Origin of the sequence: Wolbachia endosymbiont (group A) of Machimus atricapillus (assembly GCF_964027095.1) — a bacterium.
Classification (GTDB): Bacteria; Pseudomonadota; Alphaproteobacteria; order Rickettsiales; family Anaplasmataceae; genus Wolbachia.
The window spans coordinates 240,105-258,237 of sequence record NZ_OZ034727.1 but is presented as its reverse complement, the minus strand read 5'-3'; the positions used below and the strand labels follow the sequence as shown (position 1 = coordinate 258,237).

Sequence of the window (18,133 nt, the reverse complement as noted above, 5' to 3'; positions counted from 1 at the left end):
TTATATCAATTTATTACTTTTTTTTCGGTTTGACACAGTTTATTTAACACTCCCAAGAAAGAAGCTGTTTATGGCACAGTTGCTGTGATAGCTGCTATAGTATTCACAGCATCTGCTATAGCTGCTATCATTACTCAAGCAATTCCTTTTGCATGTCTTACTGGAATTGCTTTAGTCGTTGGATGTGTTTGTGTATATCAATTAACGCAGAGTCATAAGAACATTAACGAACTGAAAAGTGAGTTAGAAGAAAATAGTACCCTTACTTTTCTAGAAGAAATAGGATTAAAAATGCACGGTCTTATTAATAAAGCAACTTTAAAAATTTAAGATCTTTCCTGTTTTACTACACCACCTCAATTTTACTTTCATAGGAGGACATATGTCATTCACAGAAATTAGATTTCCAGAAAATATATCTTATGGTTCCACTGGAGGACCGGAATTTTCCACTGACGTTGTAACAACTCATAACGGTTGTGAACAGCGCAACATCAATTGGTCTCATGCACGCACTAGATACAACATAGCTTACGGGGTCAGATCAAACGAGCAGCTAACAGAACTCATAACATTTTTTCATGCACGAAAAGGTAAAGCAATAGGGTTTCGTTTTAAGGATTGGTCAGATTTTATAGCCATTAATCAAAAGATTGGTATAGGAGATAACAAAAAAACGACTTTTCAGCTAATCAAAACTTATGTAAGTGGGGAAGATAAGCATATACGCATGATCAAAAAGCCAGTACATGGGACAGTAAAGATTTATTTAAATGGTAAAGAAGAGAGTGAATATTCAGTAAATTATTCAACGGGAGAAATAACATTTATGAAGCCACCAGTAAAAGATGCGATAATCACTGCGAGCTTCGAATTTGATGTGCCCGTGCGCTTTGATACAGATTACTTAAACGCTTCTATTGATGACTATGGAAGCAATAGCTGGAATAACATTCCACTAGTAGAGGTGAAGTTTAATTAAGCTGCTTTAAAATTTCCTCCTGTTGCTGAGTGTGAACACTAGCATAACCACATGCAGGAGATGCAGCAGCAGGTCTTGCGATACACTTAGGTCTTTTTGCTTGAATATTGAGGTCAGATAACACCTCGTCTATCAATGGGTTGACAAAAAACCATCCCCCCATATTTTTTGGTTCTTCTTGACACCATATAATTTCAGCGTTCTTGTACTTTTCAAGTTCGCTGCTTAATTTATCGGCTGGAAACGGATAGAATTGTTCTAAACGTATCACTGCTATATCGTTTATTTTTTGTGTTTCAAGCATTTCAATTATATCGTAATAAACTTTACCACTGCATATTACAACTTTACGTATTTCATTATTTGAAACTAAACCTGTTCTACATTCTGGAATTACCGTGAGGAATTTTCCTTCAAAGTCAGATAGGTTAGAAACTGCTCTTTTATGACGCAATAGTGATTTAGGTGTAAACACTACTAAAGGCTTACGAAAGTCTCTATGCATTTGTCTGCGTAAGACATGGAAGTAATTCGCCGGAGTGGAACAATTAACTACCTGCATATTATCCTCTGCGCAGAGTTGCAAAAATCTCTCTATACGTGCGGAGCTATGCTCAGGTCCTTGCCCTTCATAACCGTGGGGCAACAATAGAACTAGACCGCTTGATCGCAACCACTTTGTTTCTGCAGATGCGATAAACTGGTCGATCATAATTTGTGCACCATTTGCAAAATCACCAAATTGTCCTTCCCAGAGCACCAGTGAATACGGAGAATCAAGACTATATCCATATTCAAAGCCCATTACAGCATACTCTGATAAAGCGCTATCTATGACCTCAAAGTGAGCTTGCTTTTCATTTATATTGTTTAGCGGAATAAACGCTTCTTCTGTTGCCTGATCAACAAGCCTTGAATGACGGTGCGAGAAAGTCCCACGACCAGAATCTTGTCCTGATAAACGCACTCCTATTCCTTCTGTAAGCAGTGACGCAAATGCAAGACTTTCGGCAGTTGCCCAGTCTATATTGCTACCAGAATTTATGCTGTCTATTCTTCCATCGAGTATTTTTCTAACCTTATTGTTAATGTTAAAGCTACTTGGAATATTGCTATTTATATGCACACCCAATTTTTTCAACTCATCTGGCGGAACACCAGAATCCGTGTAGTATTCGCTCAAATCGTTCAGCTTTGCTCTTCTTAATTTTGACCACACTCCACCGAACCAGTCAGCTTTTTTTGGAGTGTAAGTCACTGATTCAGCAAGACTTTTATCTAATTTTGCCCTGAACTCACTGCGCAATTTATTTACTTCATCGCCATCTAATACTTTCTCTGCAGTCAATTTTTCTTCATACAATGTTCCAGGAGTTTTATGTTTTGATATCAGCTTATACATAAGTGGCTGAGTGAAATTCGGTTCATCGCCTTCATTATGGCCGTATTTGCGGTAGCATATTATATCAATCACTACGTCCTTTTTAAATTTCTGCCTATATTCCATCGCCAGACTTGCAGCAAAACTCACAGCTTCCGGGTTATCTCCATTCACATGGAAAACCGGAGCTTCTATTGATTTTGCTATGTCAGTGCAATAAAAAGAGGATCGTGCGCAGCATGGGTTAGCAGTAAAACCAACTTGATTGTTTATAACAATGTGCACAATACCACCCACTTTATAACCTTCAATGTTGCTTAGGCTCAAGGTCTCGGCAACGACACCTTGACCGATGAAAGCCGCATCACCATGAATTGATATGCCAAGCACAGACCTTATATTCTGTTTTGCTCTTATTCTTCCAGCCAAAACCGGATTCACCGCTTCAAGGTGAGATGGGTTAGGGCATAAACTTAAATGTATTTTTTTGCCACCTGTAAGTGCTCGATCAGAAGAATAGCCAAGGTGATATTTAACATCACCAGACACCTCAAGACCACTTGGGTATGCAAGGTTGCCTTGAAATTCAGATAGCATTGCCGCATATTCTTTGCCCATAACTTTGGTTAGAACATTGAGCCGTCCGCGGTGAGCCATGCCAAGGACTATTTCTTCAATACTAAAAGCTGCAGAATCACTAATAATTTTTTCAATAGCAACGATAGCTGATTCCCCACCTTCGATAGAAAAACGTTTATATCCAGGAAATTTCATATGGAGAAATTGCTCGAGCATCTCAGATTCGATCAAGTGCCTCAGGATTTCCTTTTTATCTTGTGAACTCAGCGTATAGGTTTGATTTTCGATCTTTTCCTGCAGCCATATTCTCTCCTCATAAGAGGAGATATGCATAAATTCAAAACCGATATTCTTGCAGTAAATATCTCTATAGATTTCAGCGTCACTTGCCGGAGATAGATTTGAATATTTTTGGTAATCTATTAATTGATTCTCACTTGGTGACAATGGGTTTAAGTCTGCAAAAAAGTGACCATAGGACCTGAAGAAATTTGCTAAACTAGAAACTGAATCATCTACCTTAGTTGCATTGCAGGGCTCTGCTTTATTAACTTCTAAATTGCTTGAAAAAATTCTATACCAATCTTCCCCGATTGATTTATCGCCCTGCAGATAACGGCTATACATTTCTTCCACAAATTCTGCATTATCACCATAAAGGCAGCTTAAATTCGACATAATCACTATAAAAAGTATCAAATACTTATAAGTATAACTTAAGTTTTTTAAAAAAGAACTTTTTTAGTTTCTATACGTCATACCGTGATTTATTCACGGTATCTCATCCGCTAACAAGTAGCGGAATGACGATTTATCAGCAATCTAAGTCATACCGTGATTCATTCGCGGTATCTCTTAGCATAGATCCCGCTAACAAGTAGCGGAATGACGAATTACTATACCACCGCGAACCGTCATACCGCCGTGGTATCTCTTAGCATAGATCCCGCTAACAAGTAGCGGGATGACGAATTACTATACCACCGCGAACCGTCATACCGTGATTTATTCACGGTATCTCATCCGCTAACAAGTAGCGGAATGACGGTAAACCTAGATTACTTTAGCTATAATTATTAAGCTGCACCTGCTGGATTTGGTGATTGACTATTAAGAAATTCTGCTCTAGCTTCGGTAAAATCTGGTGAGGGTTTTGAAAAAAACGCAGTTTTTATTGCACAGTATGCGCAATATAATGCAACAGCAGCAGTACTTACTGTAAAAATGGCAAACCCGATTTTATCTGCTTTTCTGAAATCTCCAACTGCAGCCTCAAGTGCGCAGCAGATACTAAAAAGCGAAAAATCACTATACCACCAGAGTATAGTAACACCGTATCACGATCAACGGCACCAAATAGCTGCCCAACTTTACTGTTGTGTTCAGCATAATCTACTGGTCTTTTATTGTAATGATCTTTTAAGTCTGGGTTAGCGCCTTTCCTCAACAGCAATTTTGCAATTTCAACACGATCGTGACTTTTATCTTCAAATAAGTAATGCAACAGTGTTTTACCTTGACTATCTTTTGCATTAGGGTCAGCACCTTTATTTAAAAGTGATTCAGTAACTTTGTGGCAAGAAACGCCATCACTATTATTAATAACATAGTGTAATGATGATTTACCTTCTCGATCTCTCGTATTAGGATTAGCACCATGCTCTAAAAGCAAAGCTATGATCTTAACTCTTGACTCATTCTTATAACCTGTATATCTTAATGCAAAGTTCAATGGTATACTGCCACCAGTACCTTCTGTATTCAAATAGTTAAATTTATCATCATTTTTTACTGTCTTCAGCAACAACTTCAGAAAATCTAGCTCATTACTGTTAATAGCTGATATTACAAGATCCGAAAAAGCTTCTGCTTGACTATCGGTAAGCGATTTATATGCCTCGATCTGCGTTTTTAATACATCTGAGTTTTTTTCACTATCAAATAATTTCTTTCTGGCTTTAGAGATAACGTCATGGCTATCTGTTAGTTCCAAAATTTTTAAAGCTTCTTCTTTATTCATGATCATTACCCCTGCTAATAGTGTTGAAGTTGAGTATAACCCAAAATTTCAAAAAGCAAAGCTTTTTATGTTAAACTGCATCCACTGCGCAATCCCATAACTGTACAAACATTGTAATTTATCTCCATCTAGGAAAGGGTGTCATCCCAGTGCCCCTATGATGTCATCCCAGTGCCCAGACACTGGGATCTAGTTTTCCATAAATGGTGCATTTTAACATAACTTTTATACTTGATAAAATTCCTGGATTCCAGCATCAAGTGCTGGAATGACACCTCTCTTTGAGCTATAAACATTAAGAAATTTACCAAATGAAAAAAAAGGCAAAAGAAGCCCCGAGTAGCGTTTTGACTCTATATTACTGTAAGTGGCGCTGTAATAATGTGCTAACGCTTAAAATAAGCGCGATTTGGCTGAATGTAGAAAAAATAAAAAAGACATGCAGCCGCTATAATTTTATGTAATCCGCCAATAAATACCCTAAGTTTTTTACTGAATTTTGTCATTGAGCCTGCAGGTCAAAAACAAGTTTTGAGTCATAAATACCCTTATTGTCATGATAAGGGAGCTGGCGGAGTTTGTCAAGTCGTTTTTCGTTTAATCCGTTTCTATGAGCTACTTGGATGACGAGGAAAGAGCACTTACATATTTATGGCAACCTCATTACCTGCGCTCAAACAGTTTTTCAATATCACTGAGTTTCATTTCTATATAAGTTGGTCTTCCGTGGTTGCATTGCCCGGAATATGGAGTTTTTTCCATTTGTCTCAGCAGCTCATTCATCTCCTCTAACCTCATTTTCCTGCCTGCTCTAATTGATCCATGACAAGCGATAGTAGCCAATATCTTGTTCACTTTGTCTTCTACTGGCAATGTATCTTCTATTTCCGTTAATCTACCCACTATATTAATTAGCATCTCTTTCACATCTATTGCTCCCAAAATTGCAGGGATTTCTTTTACTATCACTTTATTCTCTGATTTGATTTCAATATCAAAACCCATTTCAAATAACTTATCTTTATAGATTTCAATCATCTCCATTCCAGCTTGATTTTTGATTTCAACCGTTTCAGGAAGAAGTAGTTTTTGTCTTTTTATACTTGATTTTTGTTTTAGGCATTCATATACTAATCTCTCGTGGGCTGCATGCTGATCAACTATAATCAATTTGTCTCTTACCTCGGCAATAATGTAAGTATTATAGACCTGACAGCGTGCAAACCCGAGCGGGTGGCTCTCTATCAAATCAACTTGCTCTAACACCTTTTTTTCTAGAACCATAATTTCCGCTTGTGATGGGGATTTCTGTATGCCGGTATAATCAAACGATTTTGACTGTTCTGATAAGCCTTTTGCTTTTTCATTTGGAGAAGCAAATTCTTTTATTAGTTGATTTTCAAAAGGACTTGGCCTTCTTTCATAAAATTCATTTTGAACATCAGATTTATCAAAAGGATCTGATAATGAACCTTTCAAAAAACCCTCTATTGTATTAGTAGTTTTCTGGTCACTAGCTGGAATGACATCAAAGGTGCCTATCCTTCTTGACAATGCTTTGATTAATCCTCTTGTCACTATCTCATATATGAGCTTCTTATTCTGAAACCTTACTTCTGACTTATTTGGATGCACATTTACATCTACTTGATCATAAGGTATCTCTAAATGTAACGCTGCAAAAGGATACCTATCGCTTGGAATAAAATCATGATATGCATACCTAACCGCACCAATAAGTAAATTATCTTTAATTGGCCTTCCATTAACAAATGTATAGATCTGAGTTGACTTACCACGATTGACGGTTGGCTTACAGATGTGTCCCGTAAGTTTGATGCCGTCTTCTTCTTCATTGACCTCCAAAGAATTGCCCTGAAATTCTTCTTCTACTTCACACAATCTATGAAATAACGAAGTCTGCTTAGCGTATTTTAAGAGCTTTTTATTACCTGAAGTGAGAGTAAACCCTATATGATAGTTAACCATTGCTAGGTTGTTTACAATATCAACAATGCTTTGAGTTTCTGCTCTTTCGGTTTTTAGAAATTTTAGTCTATTTGGGGTAGCGAAAAACAAATCTCGTACTTCAATATGTGTCCCTTGTGATAAAGAGTAAGGAGTTAGCTCCCCCATCTTTTCTCCACCCTCATAACTTATAGACCATGCTTCACTTGCTCCGCTTGCTTTAGACGATAATTTTATCCTACTTACTGCTGCTATTGAAGGCAGAGCTTCTCCTCTAAAGCCAAGATGCTTGATTTCTATCAACTCACTATCGCTCAATTTTGAAGTAGCATGGCGCATAAACGCAAGTTCTAAATCGTTTTTTTCTACTCCGTTACCATCATCTGTCACAATAATAAGGTTACGCCCACCACTTTCTATTTTGATCTCTATTTCTAAACTTCCAGCATCTATTGCATTTTCCACTAATTCCTTTACTACACTTGCTGGCCTTTCTATCACCTCCCCCGCTGCTATACGGTTTATGGTTTTTGTGTCTAGAAGGATTATTGCCATAGATTTATTATGAAACTGGTTTTTCTTTTACTTCTTTGGTCTGTCTCTCTCTCCACTTTTTTAACCTACCTGCAATTTCACTGTTGGAAATTGACAATATAGATACGGCGGTAATGGCAGCATTATATGCTCCATTTTCTCCTATAGACATGGTTGCAACTGGAACACCCTTTGGCATTTGAACTATAGAGAGTAGACTGTCCAGCCCATTTAATTGTTTACTATGCACAGGAACGCCGATAACTGGTAAACAAGTTAATGACGCAACCATACCAGGTAAATGAGCTGCACCTCCTGCACCAGCTATAATAACCTTGAAACCTTCTTCTTGTGCAGATTTAGCAAAATTGAAGAGCCTTTCTGGTGTTCTATGTGCAGATATTATGAATATGTCATGTGAAACTTCTAATGCTTTTAGCATATCGACGGTATGGACCATAGTGGTGTAATCTGACTCACTTCCCATAATAACAGCAACATCTTTTTTTATTTTTGTCATATTCAACACAATTTTACTTACTAACTAAATAGTGTTCCAGCTAAAAAGCAACAAATATTTAAGTTATATTATAAATATAGTATATAGAATTCTCGTTAAAATAGAAATTTTAAAAATTTAAATAAATATCTATGTTAAGATATAGAGATATAAACTTCTTATGTAAGATAAATTTATAAAATAATTATTTTTGTATTTCAAGCTTTGTAATTTTAGCTTGTTCTTTCTGTAAATGATTTTTTCAGAGAGGCTGATGGTAAAATGGTAATTTAAAATTACTAGAAATTTGATTGAAATATTAATATACAATCAACTTAAAGTTTTAAATTTGATATCATATAATTATTGACAAGTTATATGATATTAATATCTTGGTATATTAAATATTATGCTATAATATTTAATAAAGTTAATTGATATGTGAGTGTAAGAATTATGGAAATAATATCGTTAAATAACTTAGACAGTGCAGCAATAAAAACAAAGTTGCTTTATATAATAAATAAAATTATAGAAAAAAATGCTTGGACTCAGGCTTTTGCAGCTGAGAAACTTGGTATTGATCAGCCAAAGGTATCACAAATTAAAAATGGTAAAATAGATGGTTTTTCTTTAGAGCGATTGTTAGGATTTCTAAAAAAACTTGATCATGAAATAACAATCACGATGACAGAAAGCCAAGAAATAAAATCTGAGGCAGAAAAAGTAAAACATGAAGTTGAATCGCAATAGATACAAAGTTGACAACTTGTTTTTTGTGATATAGTATAAAACTTATTAAGGTAGTATCTTATGGCTGAGTCTATTGTAGAAAAGTGTACAGAACAGGTAAGTAACCGTTTCAAATTGGTTCTATTGGCAAGTCAAAGAACACATGATTTAAATACAGGAGCAAGTAATCCAGTTCAAACAGTTCAGTTTAAAGACCATAAAAACACCATAGTTTCCTTATATGAAATAGCAGAAAAACAGGTGGATACTCATGAGCTATTTAACCTTTTGGTAGGTAGATGCAAGGAGTACATGAAAGGAAATATGAATAATGTTTACAGCAGTAATACAAGTAAGCTAGCGAATTTATTAAATTTTTCTGATGGTCAATTTAACACAGATCTTGATGCAAGTCAAGAAAGCCAAGATTATGAAGTGGATGGTGAAATAGATGATGAAATAAATGATCAAGATGGCGATGAAGAAGTATCCGTTTAGAAATCTACTGAAGTTACATAGTCTTTAAATGCTTCACATTGCTATCTATACACTGTTGTTCTGTATGAGTATAATGTTGTGCCGCATAGTGTCTAAGTCAAGTGATGTGTACAATAAGGTTTTAGCGTTCAATAATTTCTCAACGCAAGTAGTTGTACTCATAACAGCAATATCAATCATTCTGAATAATTTTTTTTTAATTGATATAGCATTGTTGTATGCTAGCGTTAGCTTTATATCAACTATAGCACTAATGAGATTAATGTTGTTTTAATAATTTATGATAGGATCCGTTCTTATATTTTTAGGCATTTGTTCAGTAATCATTTCAAGTGTGGGAGTAATTAGATTTCCTGATTTCTATACTAGGTTACATGCAGCAGGTATTACAGATTCTAGCGGTGCAACGCTATTGTTAATTGGTTTTGCTTTGCAGAATGGATTTTCAATCAATACTGTTAAAATAATATTATTAATTCTTATAATATGGGTAGCTAGCTCAACTAATGGCTATATTTTAGCGCGCACTTATTATAAAGTTAAGAAAAAAACTGTTAAAGAAGGTTAAGGTGTTAGAAATATTAAATGTAGTGCTACTTTTGTTGTTACTAACAGTTACGGTTTTTATAGTCTTCTCGCGACATTTAGTCGTAAGTGCTGTTCTAATGTGTGTATTTAGTTCACTTATTGCGCTTATATACTTAATTATGAATGCACCTGATGTTGCAATTACTGAAGCTTCTGTTGGTGCGGGGCTCAGTACGATTTTTACGTTTGCAGCACTCTCCTTGATAAAGAATCATAAAGTAAATCTATCTCATAACCCTATAACGCTTTTTTTTATGTTATTTCTGGCTGTATGTTTGTCATATTTTATGATTCAATTGCCAGATTTTGGCAGCCACAATGCTCCGATCCACTTGCATGTTGCTCCTTATTATGTGGAAAATACCGAAAAAGCTACCGGTATTCCTAATATAGTGACAGCTGTTTTGGCAAGCTTTCGTGGTTATGACACGTTTGGAGAAACTATAGTAGTTTTTACTGCTGCGCTTTGTATAACGTTGATATTAAAAGAAGAAAAAGACAATGATTAAAGATCCGATATTAAATGCAGTAACATTTTTGATGATACCTTTTATCATTTTATTTGGTTTATACATACAATTTCACGGTGATTACACTCCGGGTGGAGGTTTTCAAGCAGGAATAATTATTGCCTCCGGGATAATATTATATTCAATGCTATTTGGTGTATCTACAACTCTAAAAGCAATACCTTATTCTGTGATTAGATTGACTAACGTGTTAGGTATTTTAATTTATGGAGGAACGGGCGTTGCAACAACTTTACTTGGCCAAAATTTTTTATCTTATGATATCTTGTCAGCCAATAATAGAACCGGTCAAAAATTGGGTATTTTTTTGGTGGAATTAGGTGTAGCATTTACTGTCTGCTCCTCTATGTTAATTATATATATGAATTTTGCTCGTAGGAAAAAACAATGACTTTATATAATTATACGATTATTATTGTATTAATGGTGCTAGGTTTATATATTATTATAAACGATAAAAATTTAATCAAGAAAATGATAGGGGTAAGCGTCTTCCAAGCATCTGTTTTGTTGTTTTACATATCTCTAGGATATATAAAAAGTTCTTTGCCTCCTATATTGGTTTCAAATTTTTATTCATATAGCAATCCTATACCTCATGTTTTAATGCTTACTGCTATAGTGGTTGGAATTGCAACATTTTCAGTTGGATTGTCCATAGCAGTAAAAATGGAAGAAAAGTATGGAACAATTGATCAAGACAAGTGTACATAAATTAACAGTATCTTAAACTATATGAAGTAACGAATAGCCACAAGTTAAAAGTAAAATTATAGACTTGCTCGTTGTAAGTTTATTTGTTAATAAGAAATAAAATTATAAACTATAAAGGTAATGATGTCAACTATTAATGATGCAGAAGATAAGAAAAAAGTTATCAGAGATCTTGTAACTAAAAGTATAAAAAAAGGTGGTTTTGTCACCTTTGATGATATAAATGATAAATTATCAGATGAAAATTTTTCGTCTGATTTTATAGATGATGCTATATCTTTATTGCAGGATTCCGGAATTAATGTGCTTGAAAGTAGCGAAGATGAAGAAGATATTCCTTCCAACAGTGATGATAGTAAACTTGATGATGATGACACATCGCCAAATATTACTGCAACTTTAGTACAAAATGATGATCCAGTGAGGATTTATTTACAAGACATGAGCTCTGTAAAGCTTTTGTCAAGGGCAGATGAAATCGAGATAGCAAAAAAAATTGAATCTGAAAAGCATAACATGTTACGTGCAATAATTGAAACATCAGTAACATTAAAGGTGATAAAAGTATGGCGTGATGATTTAAGTAGTGGAGCTCTCTTACTGAGAGAAATTATAGATCTGGATGCAATTTATAACTCTGACTTTAATGTGGTACCCAAAAAAGAGAGTGAAGAAAGTGCTGAAGATGTTGAGGATTCTGAGGATGTTTCTGAAGATGCTGAGTACTGTAGTGATGATGAGAAAGATAGTAAAAAAAGTGATGATGAGAAAGACGGTGATAATGAAGATATAAATTCAGCGAATTTAAATGTTTCTATTCTTGAAATGGAAAGTGACTTATTGCCAAAGGTCATAGTTGCATTGGATGAGATAATTACTTTAACAAATGAAGCATTGGTATTAAGAAAAAATTCTAAAGATTCCTCTGATGAACTAGAGAATTTATATAGTCAAATATGGTCTATAGCATTACAAATTAAGTTAAGTGATGCTGCTGTTGCCAGAATTACACAAGAACTTTATAAGATAAATAGATCCATCACGCTTGAAGAGGCTAATCTTATTGCTGAGGCTAGAAAATACGATATCGATAGAGAAAGTTTCTATAAAGTTTATGATGACGTGCTTTTAAAGCACGAATTGAAAAAGATAATTCTTTTAAAGATCAATGAAAATCAGTCCTCTTTTACAGGTGAATTAAAAAACAAATTTTTAAGGTTTATAGACGATAACTCTGAACATATAGCTAGTACTTTGAACGGTATTAAGCAGCATATACAGGAAGATAACGTGCAAGAATTTAAGGAGCTAATCAGGAGAATACAAAAACACGAACGAGAAGTCTCTGAAGCAAAGCAAGAGATGATTAAGGCTAACTTAAGGCTAGTAGTTTCCATTGCTAAGAAGTATTCAAAAAGAGGCCTTGATCTGCTTGATTTGATACAAGAAGGCAATATTGGTCTTATGAAGGCCGTGGATAAGTTTGATTACAAACGTGGATATAAATTTTCAACTTATGGCACTTGGTGGGTAAGACAATCAATCACTAGGGCAATACCTGAGCAGTCTAAAGTAGTTAGAATACCAGTTCATATGGTAGAAGTTATCAGTAAAATCAACAGAGCATTAAGAAAAATGACTCATGAGATGGGAAGAGAGCCGACGTTAGAGGAATTAAGTGTAGAACTGACAATGCCACTGGAAAGAATACGCAAAGTTATGAAAATAGCAAGGGACCCAGTAAGTCTTGAAGCTCCAACAGGAAAGGATGATAGTAGTACCTTCGGTGATTGTATAGAAGATAAGCGAGTCTCCAGACCAGAGGATGCTGCAATACTTGCTGACTTGCGTGGCATTACAACCAATGTTCTTGCAACTTTAACACCAAAGGAAGAAAGAATTCTAAGAATGCGTTTTGGCCTTGGTAAAGATGGGAAGGAGCATACCTTAGAAGAAGTAGGAAAAATTTTTAATGTAACACGTGAGAGAATTAGGCAAATAGAGGCAAAAGCACTGCGCAAGTTGAAACATCCAAGCCGCGCTAGAAAACTTAGAGGGTTCTTTTAAGTATACGTGTCAAGTTAAGAAGAAGCTGATTTTGCCCGGAAAAAGTGGAGAAAAAGTCAGAGCGTTTTTAAAATAAAACGTTTTTTCAAAAAGGTATGATATGAAGGAAATGCACAATAAAGTTTAAAATGGGGGTTGTAAAAAAGTTGCACCGCTATTTTTTTTATGAATCTAATGAAACAACATGCTAATCTACGGTAAATATTATGACAAACAAAAATGACAATTCTAATTCAAAGTATAGAAATTTTTATGTTCTGGGTGATAGTTTATCCGATAATGGCGCAATCATTGGAATTTTAAATAACTTATCCTTTGCAAAAAGCGTAAAGTTTGATGACCCTTTTTATCAAGGAGGATCTTTTAGCAATGGCCCCACTGCTGTTGAATATGTAGCAAAATATTTAGATTTAGACGAATTTAAACCTGGGTGGAGTTATTCATTTTTTGGGAAATGCCACGAACAGCAAGGTCAAAACTATGCAGTTTCATGTGCAACAGCATCTGAAATTTTTGACCCTATTTTTTATTATTTCTTCAATAAATTTCGTTTAGCTAACCAGCTAGATGCGGTAATTAAACATCATCCAGATATAGGTAAAGAAGATTTATTTTGCATCATAATCGGCGGAAATGATGTTATGGTTGCCACTGCTTATGACGATACTAAAGCGGAAGAAGTGTTGGAACAAGCAGTGAGTGAAATATGTAATGCACTTAAGGTTCTAAATGAACATGGTGTTAAGCATGTAGTTGTTGCAAACGCACCTGAAGTTGGCTCAATACCAGCTTTTAATAGAGATGAAGAAGCAAGGGAACTAGCTACGAAGCTCACAGAGAGTTTCAATGCAAAATTGGCTAATGGCTTAGATTATATGAAGAAAAGTACAAATCTTGAAATAAAAGCATTTGATCTTAACTCTAAAATGAAAAGTATGCTTAGCGAATACAAGAGCAAAGGTTTAAATTGTCAAGATGCATGCACATCGAACATTGCAGACCAAATTGGGAGATTTAAAGAAAATATAAAAATACTCTTAAAGTTGATATTTAAAGGGGAACTTGACGTTCACTATAACCCTGGGTGTAGCGAAGAAACACTAAAGGATTATTTCTTTTTTGATTATTTCCATCCAACTGCAGAACTTCATCATGAAGTTGGTAATGAAGTGTATGAGTTGATTTGACACAGTTTTTTGAACATTCCCTAGATCCCAGTGTCCCTATGATGTCATCCCAGTGCTTGACACTGGGAACCAGAAAAGTTTGCTTGTGAACAAGCAAACTAGCACAGAAAGTGATTACAACATTTTCGATGAGATTATATGGAAAACTGGATCCCAGTGTCTGGGCACTGGGATGACATCGTTTACTATGTGCCATATTGCAATGTTCGTACAGCTGTGAGTCACGCACTTTGCTTCAATATTTGCACATTAGCCACTCCTCTGAACAGATACAGTCAGTTTAGCTATAACTTCCTAAGTTTGCTCACAATCTCTTGACTTGACCATATGTTTTTTTCCCAAATGTTACTATCTTCCTCCTTTTCCTTTCTCAATTTGTGCAACCATTTCCTTAACACTTACTTGTGTGGAAGGAGGATTTTTGCTGACATGAGATTTTGGATCAGATTTTGCTGTTATGTGTTTCGTTGCAGATCTTTTATTCTCTGTTAGAAATGAATGAGATTGTTTTTTCTTCACACCGATATCCGCTTGTGCTGCTGGGGTAGTTTTGCTTTCAGCAAGCCGTACATTAGCATTTCCTTTTGCTTGATTTTGCTCAAATTTTTCTTTTAATGCCTTTACTTTACTGCCCATCTCGCGATTAGCTCCTCCTTTCATAGTAGCTGCTGCTACTTTTGGTATCGCCTTACCAGCAGCTTTTTGTGCTGATTTCCTATTGTCTTGATTTTCAGATTTTAGTGGTACTGTAGGTTTACTTTCAGCTGATTTTTTAAGAATTACTTCTACTACTTTTGGCTCTGTGCTTACTTTTTGATCAGCACGGCTTAGATTTTTAGGCTTTGGCGGTACTGCAGGTTTATCTTTGACTACCACTTTCGATTCTTGTCTAACTTCTTGACCAGTAGTAAACATTTTTTTTGGCACTTGCGATGCTCTTGGTGGTTTTGGTAGTACGAGGGATTGAGGTTGTTGTTTCTGCTTACGTTTTCTTTTTGCCTCTATATGTTCTTTAGAAACTGTTGCATAAATTGGCTCTTCTTTGGGCGATTTTGAACTCTGCGAATTTTCTATTAAAATTTTACTCTTCTTCTCTTGATAATTTGATATGTCTTCATATTCATGCTCTTCATTTAATAAACTTCCATAGCCTAAATCTTCTCTCTGCTCATATAAAGGATTTTCCTTTTGCTTTTTCTCTTGATAATGTGATATGTCTTCATATTCATGCTCTTCATTTAATGAACTTCCATAGCCTGAATCTCCTGCTTGTAGATCATATAAAGGATTTTCTTCTTGCTTTGACGCTGTTCTATCCTCTAAGTTCACTCCATACAATCTATGTTCCTCCTGATTTTTTTTACTTTGCTCTAAATCTGAAATTTTCTTTAAAACATTTAGGTATTCGAATGTTATTTTTTCAGCAAGACTGGGCAATTTATCATTAGCAAAATTTCTTATATCGTTATCCTGAATTGAAGCATCTTTTCCCAAGATTTTATTAAATGTTTCCTTGAATATTCCAAAAAAACCTGATGGCTTTTTGTTCACCGGTTCTATATAATTATTCAAGTCACTACATATAACAAACTTAGCTACATCTTCTGCCTTATCTGTAAAACTCTCTAATGTCTGGGATAAATCTCTCACTGTTTTATTATATTGTTCACCAATATTTTTCAGCTTTATAGCTTCTATCAAGGAGTCGAGATTTTTTTTATAGTTCTCACTTTTAAATGGATCATTCATACTAATTACAGCTCATTATTTATTAAAATATAGATCTAAAATATTAAGATCTAGTAAATATTACTTTTGTAATTCATGTAGAACTATAGCTATAATAAGTAATACGTCATACCGCCGCGGTATCTCTTAGCCGCTAACACGTAGCGGGATGACGAATATACCGCCACGAACCGTCATACCGCCGCGGTATCTCCTTAGCATAGATCCCGCTAACAAGTAGCGGGATGACGAAGTTATTGTCATGCCACCGCGAACCGCCATACCGCCGCAGACCGTCATACCGCCGCGGTATCTCCAGATCCCGCTAACACGTAGCGGGATGACGGTTGTCGTTTAGCCATAAATATTTAAGAAATTTACCAAACGAAAAAAAAGGCAAAAGAGGCCCTGGTCATTGTCTATTTTCTGTATTGGCGTTTTTTTAAGTCTTAAACACTGCAATTTAGCTGCTTTTAAGTGCAGCTCACCTTAGTTCAAATGTTTAAGAAATTTACTAAGCAGAAAAAAAGGCAAAAGAAACCCCGTGTTAGCTAGTTATCACTCTCTAATCCTGCAAATTGGCGTACTATACTGTCTTAAACGCTTTATAAGCGCGTTTCAGCTTGTGTAGGTAAAAACCTAGAAATGTTGTGAAGACATAAGGTGCACATAGTGCAAAAAATTAAAAATAAGACGCCAACTACGTTGTTTTTTTGCTGTTTAATCTGCACAGATGAAGATAACTGAATACCTTCAGTTTCATGATAAGGGGGGGGCTGACGGAGTTTGTCAAGTAGGTTTTATGGCCTAGCGTCACGCGCTGGAATGACAATTTCGATTATTTCATACATTGACTTCGGTAAATCCAAATTATATTAGCTACATCTAACGAATTTTACACTTGCTAAGATTGCGCTATTTGAGTATCTTTAACTGAAAGAAGTTATTTTTTATCCAATATGAAAAAAGCCTTTATATTCACATCCTTAATAGCAGTTGTATTAATAGTCATTACTTTTTTGTATAAAAACAGCGGAACTGACAATTCACAAGTAGTGAATGTCTATTCATCGCGCAAAGAAGAATTAGTACGTACTTTATTTGATGAATTTACAAAAAATACAGGCATTAAAGTACGTTACATCATTGATGATTATTCTCAGCTACTTTCACGCATGGAAAATGGCGGTGAAGCTGACTTGCTTTTAACTGCAGATGCAGTGAACCTGATTTTGGCAAAAAAAAGAGGGCTTTTATCTCAAGTGGATTCAGAGATTTTAAAAAGTGTTATACCTGCAAAATTTAGAGATAGTGAAGATTATTGGTTTGGCCTTACAAAAAGAACCAGAATATTAGTTTATAATAAAGAGTCAGTAAATCCTAAAAACTTAAGTACTTATGAAGATTTAGCAAATGAAAAATGGAAAGGAAAAATATTAGTGCGTTCTTCTACAAGTCCATATAACCGGTCATTGATTGCTTTTATGATTGCAAATAATGGTTTTGAAAAGACGAAAGAATGGGTAAGTGGAATTGTGAGTAATATGGCAAGAAAACCAAGTGGTGGTGATACTGACCAAATTTATGCTGTAGCTGCTGGTGAAGGAGATGTTGCAATAGTAAATAGTTATTACTTTGCAAGAATTCTTTCATCAGAAAATAAAAAGAATGTTATAGACAAGCTAGGGGCTTTTTTTCCTAATCGCAATGATCACGGCGTAATGGTAAACATCAGTGGTGCAGCAGTAACAAAAAACGCAAAAAACAGGGAAAATGCTATAGTCTTATTGGAATTTTTAGTAAGCAAGCAGGCTCAAGAGCTATACGCTAAAAAAAACCAAGAATACCCTGTTATTGAAGGCGTTGAAACTTCCGATATACTAAAGTCTTGGGGAAATTATCCACAAAGTGATTTACCTCTCAGTGAACTTGAGAAGCATCTTCTTGAGGCTGTTATGATAGCGGATGAGTGTAAGTGGAAGTAATCCCCAGTGCCACTGAACACTGGGATGAAAGATTTATGCTAATGTACCTTACTCTTGACTCGCTGAACTTTTTCTTCCTTCTAACTTAATTTTGACTTTACTATCTTTTTCTGTTCTTTCACCAAAACAATTGCTGCACAA

19 protein-coding genes are annotated in these 18,133 nt (G+C 35.2%); 13 read left to right on the top strand and 6 right to left on the bottom strand.

The window, feature by feature from the left end; all coding sequences use genetic code 11:
• The first annotated feature begins 84 nt into the window (after nt 1-84).
• Both AAGD68_RS01285 and AAGD68_RS01280 read left to right on the top strand, forming a co-directional pair.
• Nucleotides 85-330: a hypothetical protein gene (locus AAGD68_RS01285; protein ID WP_253307281.1), complete on the top strand. Its 246-nt coding sequence runs from the start codon at nt 85-87 to the stop codon at nt 328-330.
• Between the two features lie 52 nt (nt 331-382).
• Nucleotides 383-982, top strand: coding sequence for a TIGR02217 family protein (locus AAGD68_RS01280; protein ID WP_253307282.1), 600 nt, complete (start codon nt 383-385; stop codon nt 980-982).
• Here AAGD68_RS01280 and AAGD68_RS01275 read toward each other — a convergent pair.
• The 5 genes from AAGD68_RS01275 to purE all read right to left on the bottom strand — a co-directional run bounded on the left by AAGD68_RS01275 (nt 975) and on the right by purE (nt 7,984).
• Complete coding sequence (locus AAGD68_RS01275) at nt 975-3,620, bottom strand: 2-oxoglutarate dehydrogenase E1 component (protein WP_265045297.1); 2,646 nt, start codon at nt 3,618-3,620, stop codon at nt 975-977. The genes AAGD68_RS01280 and AAGD68_RS01275 overlap by 8 nt on opposite strands.
• Before the next feature lie 535 nt (nt 3,621-4,155).
• Nucleotides 4,156-4,962, bottom strand: a complete 807-nt coding sequence (locus tag AAGD68_RS01270; protein WP_265045295.1) for an ankyrin repeat domain-containing protein — start codon at nt 4,960-4,962, stop codon at nt 4,156-4,158.
• Between the two features lie 155 nt (nt 4,963-5,117).
• Nucleotides 5,118-5,258 carry a hypothetical protein gene (locus tag AAGD68_RS01265; protein ID WP_264736007.1) on the bottom strand — a complete coding sequence of 47 codons (141 nt, stop codon included), beginning with the start codon at nt 5,256-5,258 and terminating at the stop codon, nt 5,118-5,120.
• A gap of 367 nt (nt 5,259-5,625) precedes the next feature.
• Nucleotides 5,626-7,485: a DNA mismatch repair endonuclease MutL gene (gene mutL, locus AAGD68_RS01260; RefSeq protein ID WP_265017345.1), complete on the bottom strand. Its 1,860-nt coding sequence runs from the start codon at nt 7,483-7,485 to the stop codon at nt 5,626-5,628.
• Between the two features lie 7 nt (nt 7,486-7,492).
• The gene (gene purE / locus AAGD68_RS01255) at nt 7,493-7,984 is read right to left on the bottom strand and encodes a 5-(carboxyamino)imidazole ribonucleotide mutase (protein WP_253307285.1); all 492 of its coding nucleotides are present in this window, start codon (nt 7,982-7,984) and stop codon (nt 7,493-7,495) included.
• A gap of 435 nt (nt 7,985-8,419) precedes the next feature.
• Between purE and AAGD68_RS01250 the strand changes: the two genes are divergently transcribed.
• The 10 genes from AAGD68_RS01250 to AAGD68_RS01205 all read left to right on the top strand — a co-directional run bounded on the left by AAGD68_RS01250 (nt 8,420) and on the right by AAGD68_RS01205 (nt 14,499).
• The gene (locus tag AAGD68_RS01250) at nt 8,420-8,716 is read left to right on the top strand and encodes a helix-turn-helix domain-containing protein (protein WP_253310011.1); all 297 of its coding nucleotides are present in this window, start codon (nt 8,420-8,422) and stop codon (nt 8,714-8,716) included.
• A gap of 60 nt (nt 8,717-8,776) precedes the next feature.
• Complete coding sequence (rpoZ, locus tag AAGD68_RS01245; RefSeq protein ID WP_253307286.1) at nt 8,777-9,193, top strand: DNA-directed RNA polymerase subunit omega; 417 nt, start codon at nt 8,777-8,779, stop codon at nt 9,191-9,193.
• Between the two features lie 28 nt (nt 9,194-9,221).
• The gene (locus AAGD68_RS01240) at nt 9,222-9,467 is read left to right on the top strand and encodes a monovalent cation/H+ antiporter complex subunit F (RefSeq protein ID WP_082860906.1); all 246 of its coding nucleotides are present in this window, start codon (nt 9,222-9,224) and stop codon (nt 9,465-9,467) included.
• A gap of 6 nt (nt 9,468-9,473) precedes the next feature.
• Nucleotides 9,474-9,761 (top strand): monovalent cation/H(+) antiporter subunit G, encoded by a 288-nt coding sequence (mnhG, locus tag AAGD68_RS01235; protein ID WP_096617042.1) that lies wholly within the window; start codon nt 9,474-9,476, stop codon nt 9,759-9,761.
• A gap of 1 nt (nt 9,762) precedes the next feature.
• Complete coding sequence (locus AAGD68_RS01230) at nt 9,763-10,290, top strand: DUF4040 domain-containing protein (protein WP_264688399.1); 528 nt, start codon at nt 9,763-9,765, stop codon at nt 10,288-10,290.
• Nucleotides 10,283-10,702, top strand: coding sequence for a Na(+)/H(+) antiporter subunit B (locus AAGD68_RS01225; protein WP_164224942.1), 420 nt, complete (start codon nt 10,283-10,285; stop codon nt 10,700-10,702). The genes AAGD68_RS01230 and AAGD68_RS01225 overlap by 8 nt, the downstream gene beginning before the upstream one ends.
• On the top strand, nt 10,699-11,025 hold the full coding sequence (locus AAGD68_RS01220; protein WP_253307288.1) for a cation:proton antiporter subunit C: 327 nt from the start codon (nt 10,699-10,701) through the stop codon (nt 11,023-11,025). Before AAGD68_RS01225 ends, AAGD68_RS01220 begins: the two co-directional genes overlap by 4 nt.
• Nucleotides 11,026-11,148: 123 nt before the next feature.
• Nucleotides 11,149-13,092, top strand: coding sequence for an RNA polymerase sigma factor RpoD (rpoD, locus tag AAGD68_RS01215; protein ID WP_265045293.1), 1,944 nt, complete (start codon nt 11,149-11,151; stop codon nt 13,090-13,092).
• Between the two features lie 206 nt (nt 13,093-13,298).
• The gene (locus AAGD68_RS01210; protein WP_253307290.1) at nt 13,299-14,279 is read left to right on the top strand and encodes an SGNH/GDSL hydrolase family protein; all 981 of its coding nucleotides are present in this window, start codon (nt 13,299-13,301) and stop codon (nt 14,277-14,279) included.
• 52 nt (nt 14,280-14,331) lie between these two features.
• A complete protein-coding gene (locus tag AAGD68_RS01205) occupies nt 14,332-14,499 on the top strand; it encodes a hypothetical protein (RefSeq protein ID WP_265017346.1) in 168 nt (55 codons plus the stop codon).
• A gap of 128 nt (nt 14,500-14,627) precedes the next feature.
• Here the strand turns inward: AAGD68_RS01205 and AAGD68_RS01200 are convergent, their stop codons facing one another.
• Nucleotides 14,628-16,028, bottom strand: coding sequence for a hypothetical protein (locus tag AAGD68_RS01200; protein WP_265017347.1), 1,401 nt, complete (start codon nt 16,026-16,028; stop codon nt 14,628-14,630).
• A 938-nt stretch (nt 16,029-16,966) separates the two neighbouring features.
• Here AAGD68_RS01200 and AAGD68_RS01195 point away from each other — a divergent pair.
• Nucleotides 16,967-17,992 (top strand): extracellular solute-binding protein, encoded by a 1,026-nt coding sequence (locus tag AAGD68_RS01195; RefSeq protein WP_253307261.1) that lies wholly within the window; start codon nt 16,967-16,969, stop codon nt 17,990-17,992.
• Nucleotides 17,993-18,133: the final 141 nt, after the last annotated feature.

Bases quoted from the DNA above. Each gene is read 5' to 3' on its own strand.
- AAGD68_RS01240 (WP_082860906.1), top strand. From the start codon at position 9,222: ATGCTTCACATTGCTATCTATACACTGTTGTTCTGTATGAGTATAATG.
- AAGD68_RS01280 (WP_253307282.1), top strand. From the start codon at position 383: ATGTCATTCACAGAAATTAGATTTCCAGAAAATATATCTTATGGTTCC.
- rpoZ (WP_253307286.1), top strand. From the start codon at position 8,777: ATGGCTGAGTCTATTGTAGAAAAGTGTACAGAACAGGTAAGTAACCGT.
- rpoD (WP_265045293.1), top strand. From the start codon at position 11,149: ATGTCAACTATTAATGATGCAGAAGATAAGAAAAAAGTTATCAGAGAT.
- AAGD68_RS01195 (WP_253307261.1), top strand. From the start codon at position 16,967: ATGAAAAAAGCCTTTATATTCACATCCTTAATAGCAGTTGTATTAATA.
- AAGD68_RS01265 (WP_264736007.1), bottom strand. From the start codon at position 5,258: ATGTTTATAGCTCAAAGAGAGGTGTCATTCCAGCACTTGATGCTGGAA.
- purE (WP_253307285.1), bottom strand. From the start codon at position 7,984: ATGACAAAAATAAAAAAAGATGTTGCTGTTATTATGGGAAGTGAGTCA.
- AAGD68_RS01225 (WP_164224942.1), top strand. From the start codon at position 10,283: ATGATTAAAGATCCGATATTAAATGCAGTAACATTTTTGATGATACCT.
- AAGD68_RS01250 (WP_253310011.1), top strand. From the start codon at position 8,420: ATGGAAATAATATCGTTAAATAACTTAGACAGTGCAGCAATAAAAACA.
- mnhG (WP_096617042.1), top strand. From the start codon at position 9,474: ATGATAGGATCCGTTCTTATATTTTTAGGCATTTGTTCAGTAATCATT.
- AAGD68_RS01200 (WP_265017347.1), bottom strand. From the start codon at position 16,028: ATGAATGATCCATTTAAAAGTGAGAACTATAAAAAAAATCTCGACTCC.
- AAGD68_RS01275 (WP_265045297.1), bottom strand. From the start codon at position 3,620: ATGTCGAATTTAAGCTGCCTTTATGGTGATAATGCAGAATTTGTGGAA.
- AAGD68_RS01210 (WP_253307290.1), top strand. From the start codon at position 13,299: ATGACAAACAAAAATGACAATTCTAATTCAAAGTATAGAAATTTTTAT.
- AAGD68_RS01220 (WP_253307288.1), top strand. From the start codon at position 10,699: ATGACTTTATATAATTATACGATTATTATTGTATTAATGGTGCTAGGT.
- AAGD68_RS01270 (WP_265045295.1), bottom strand. From the start codon at position 4,962: ATGAATAAAGAAGAAGCTTTAAAAATTTTGGAACTAACAGATAGCCAT.
- mutL (WP_265017345.1), bottom strand. From the start codon at position 7,485: ATGGCAATAATCCTTCTAGACACAAAAACCATAAACCGTATAGCAGCG.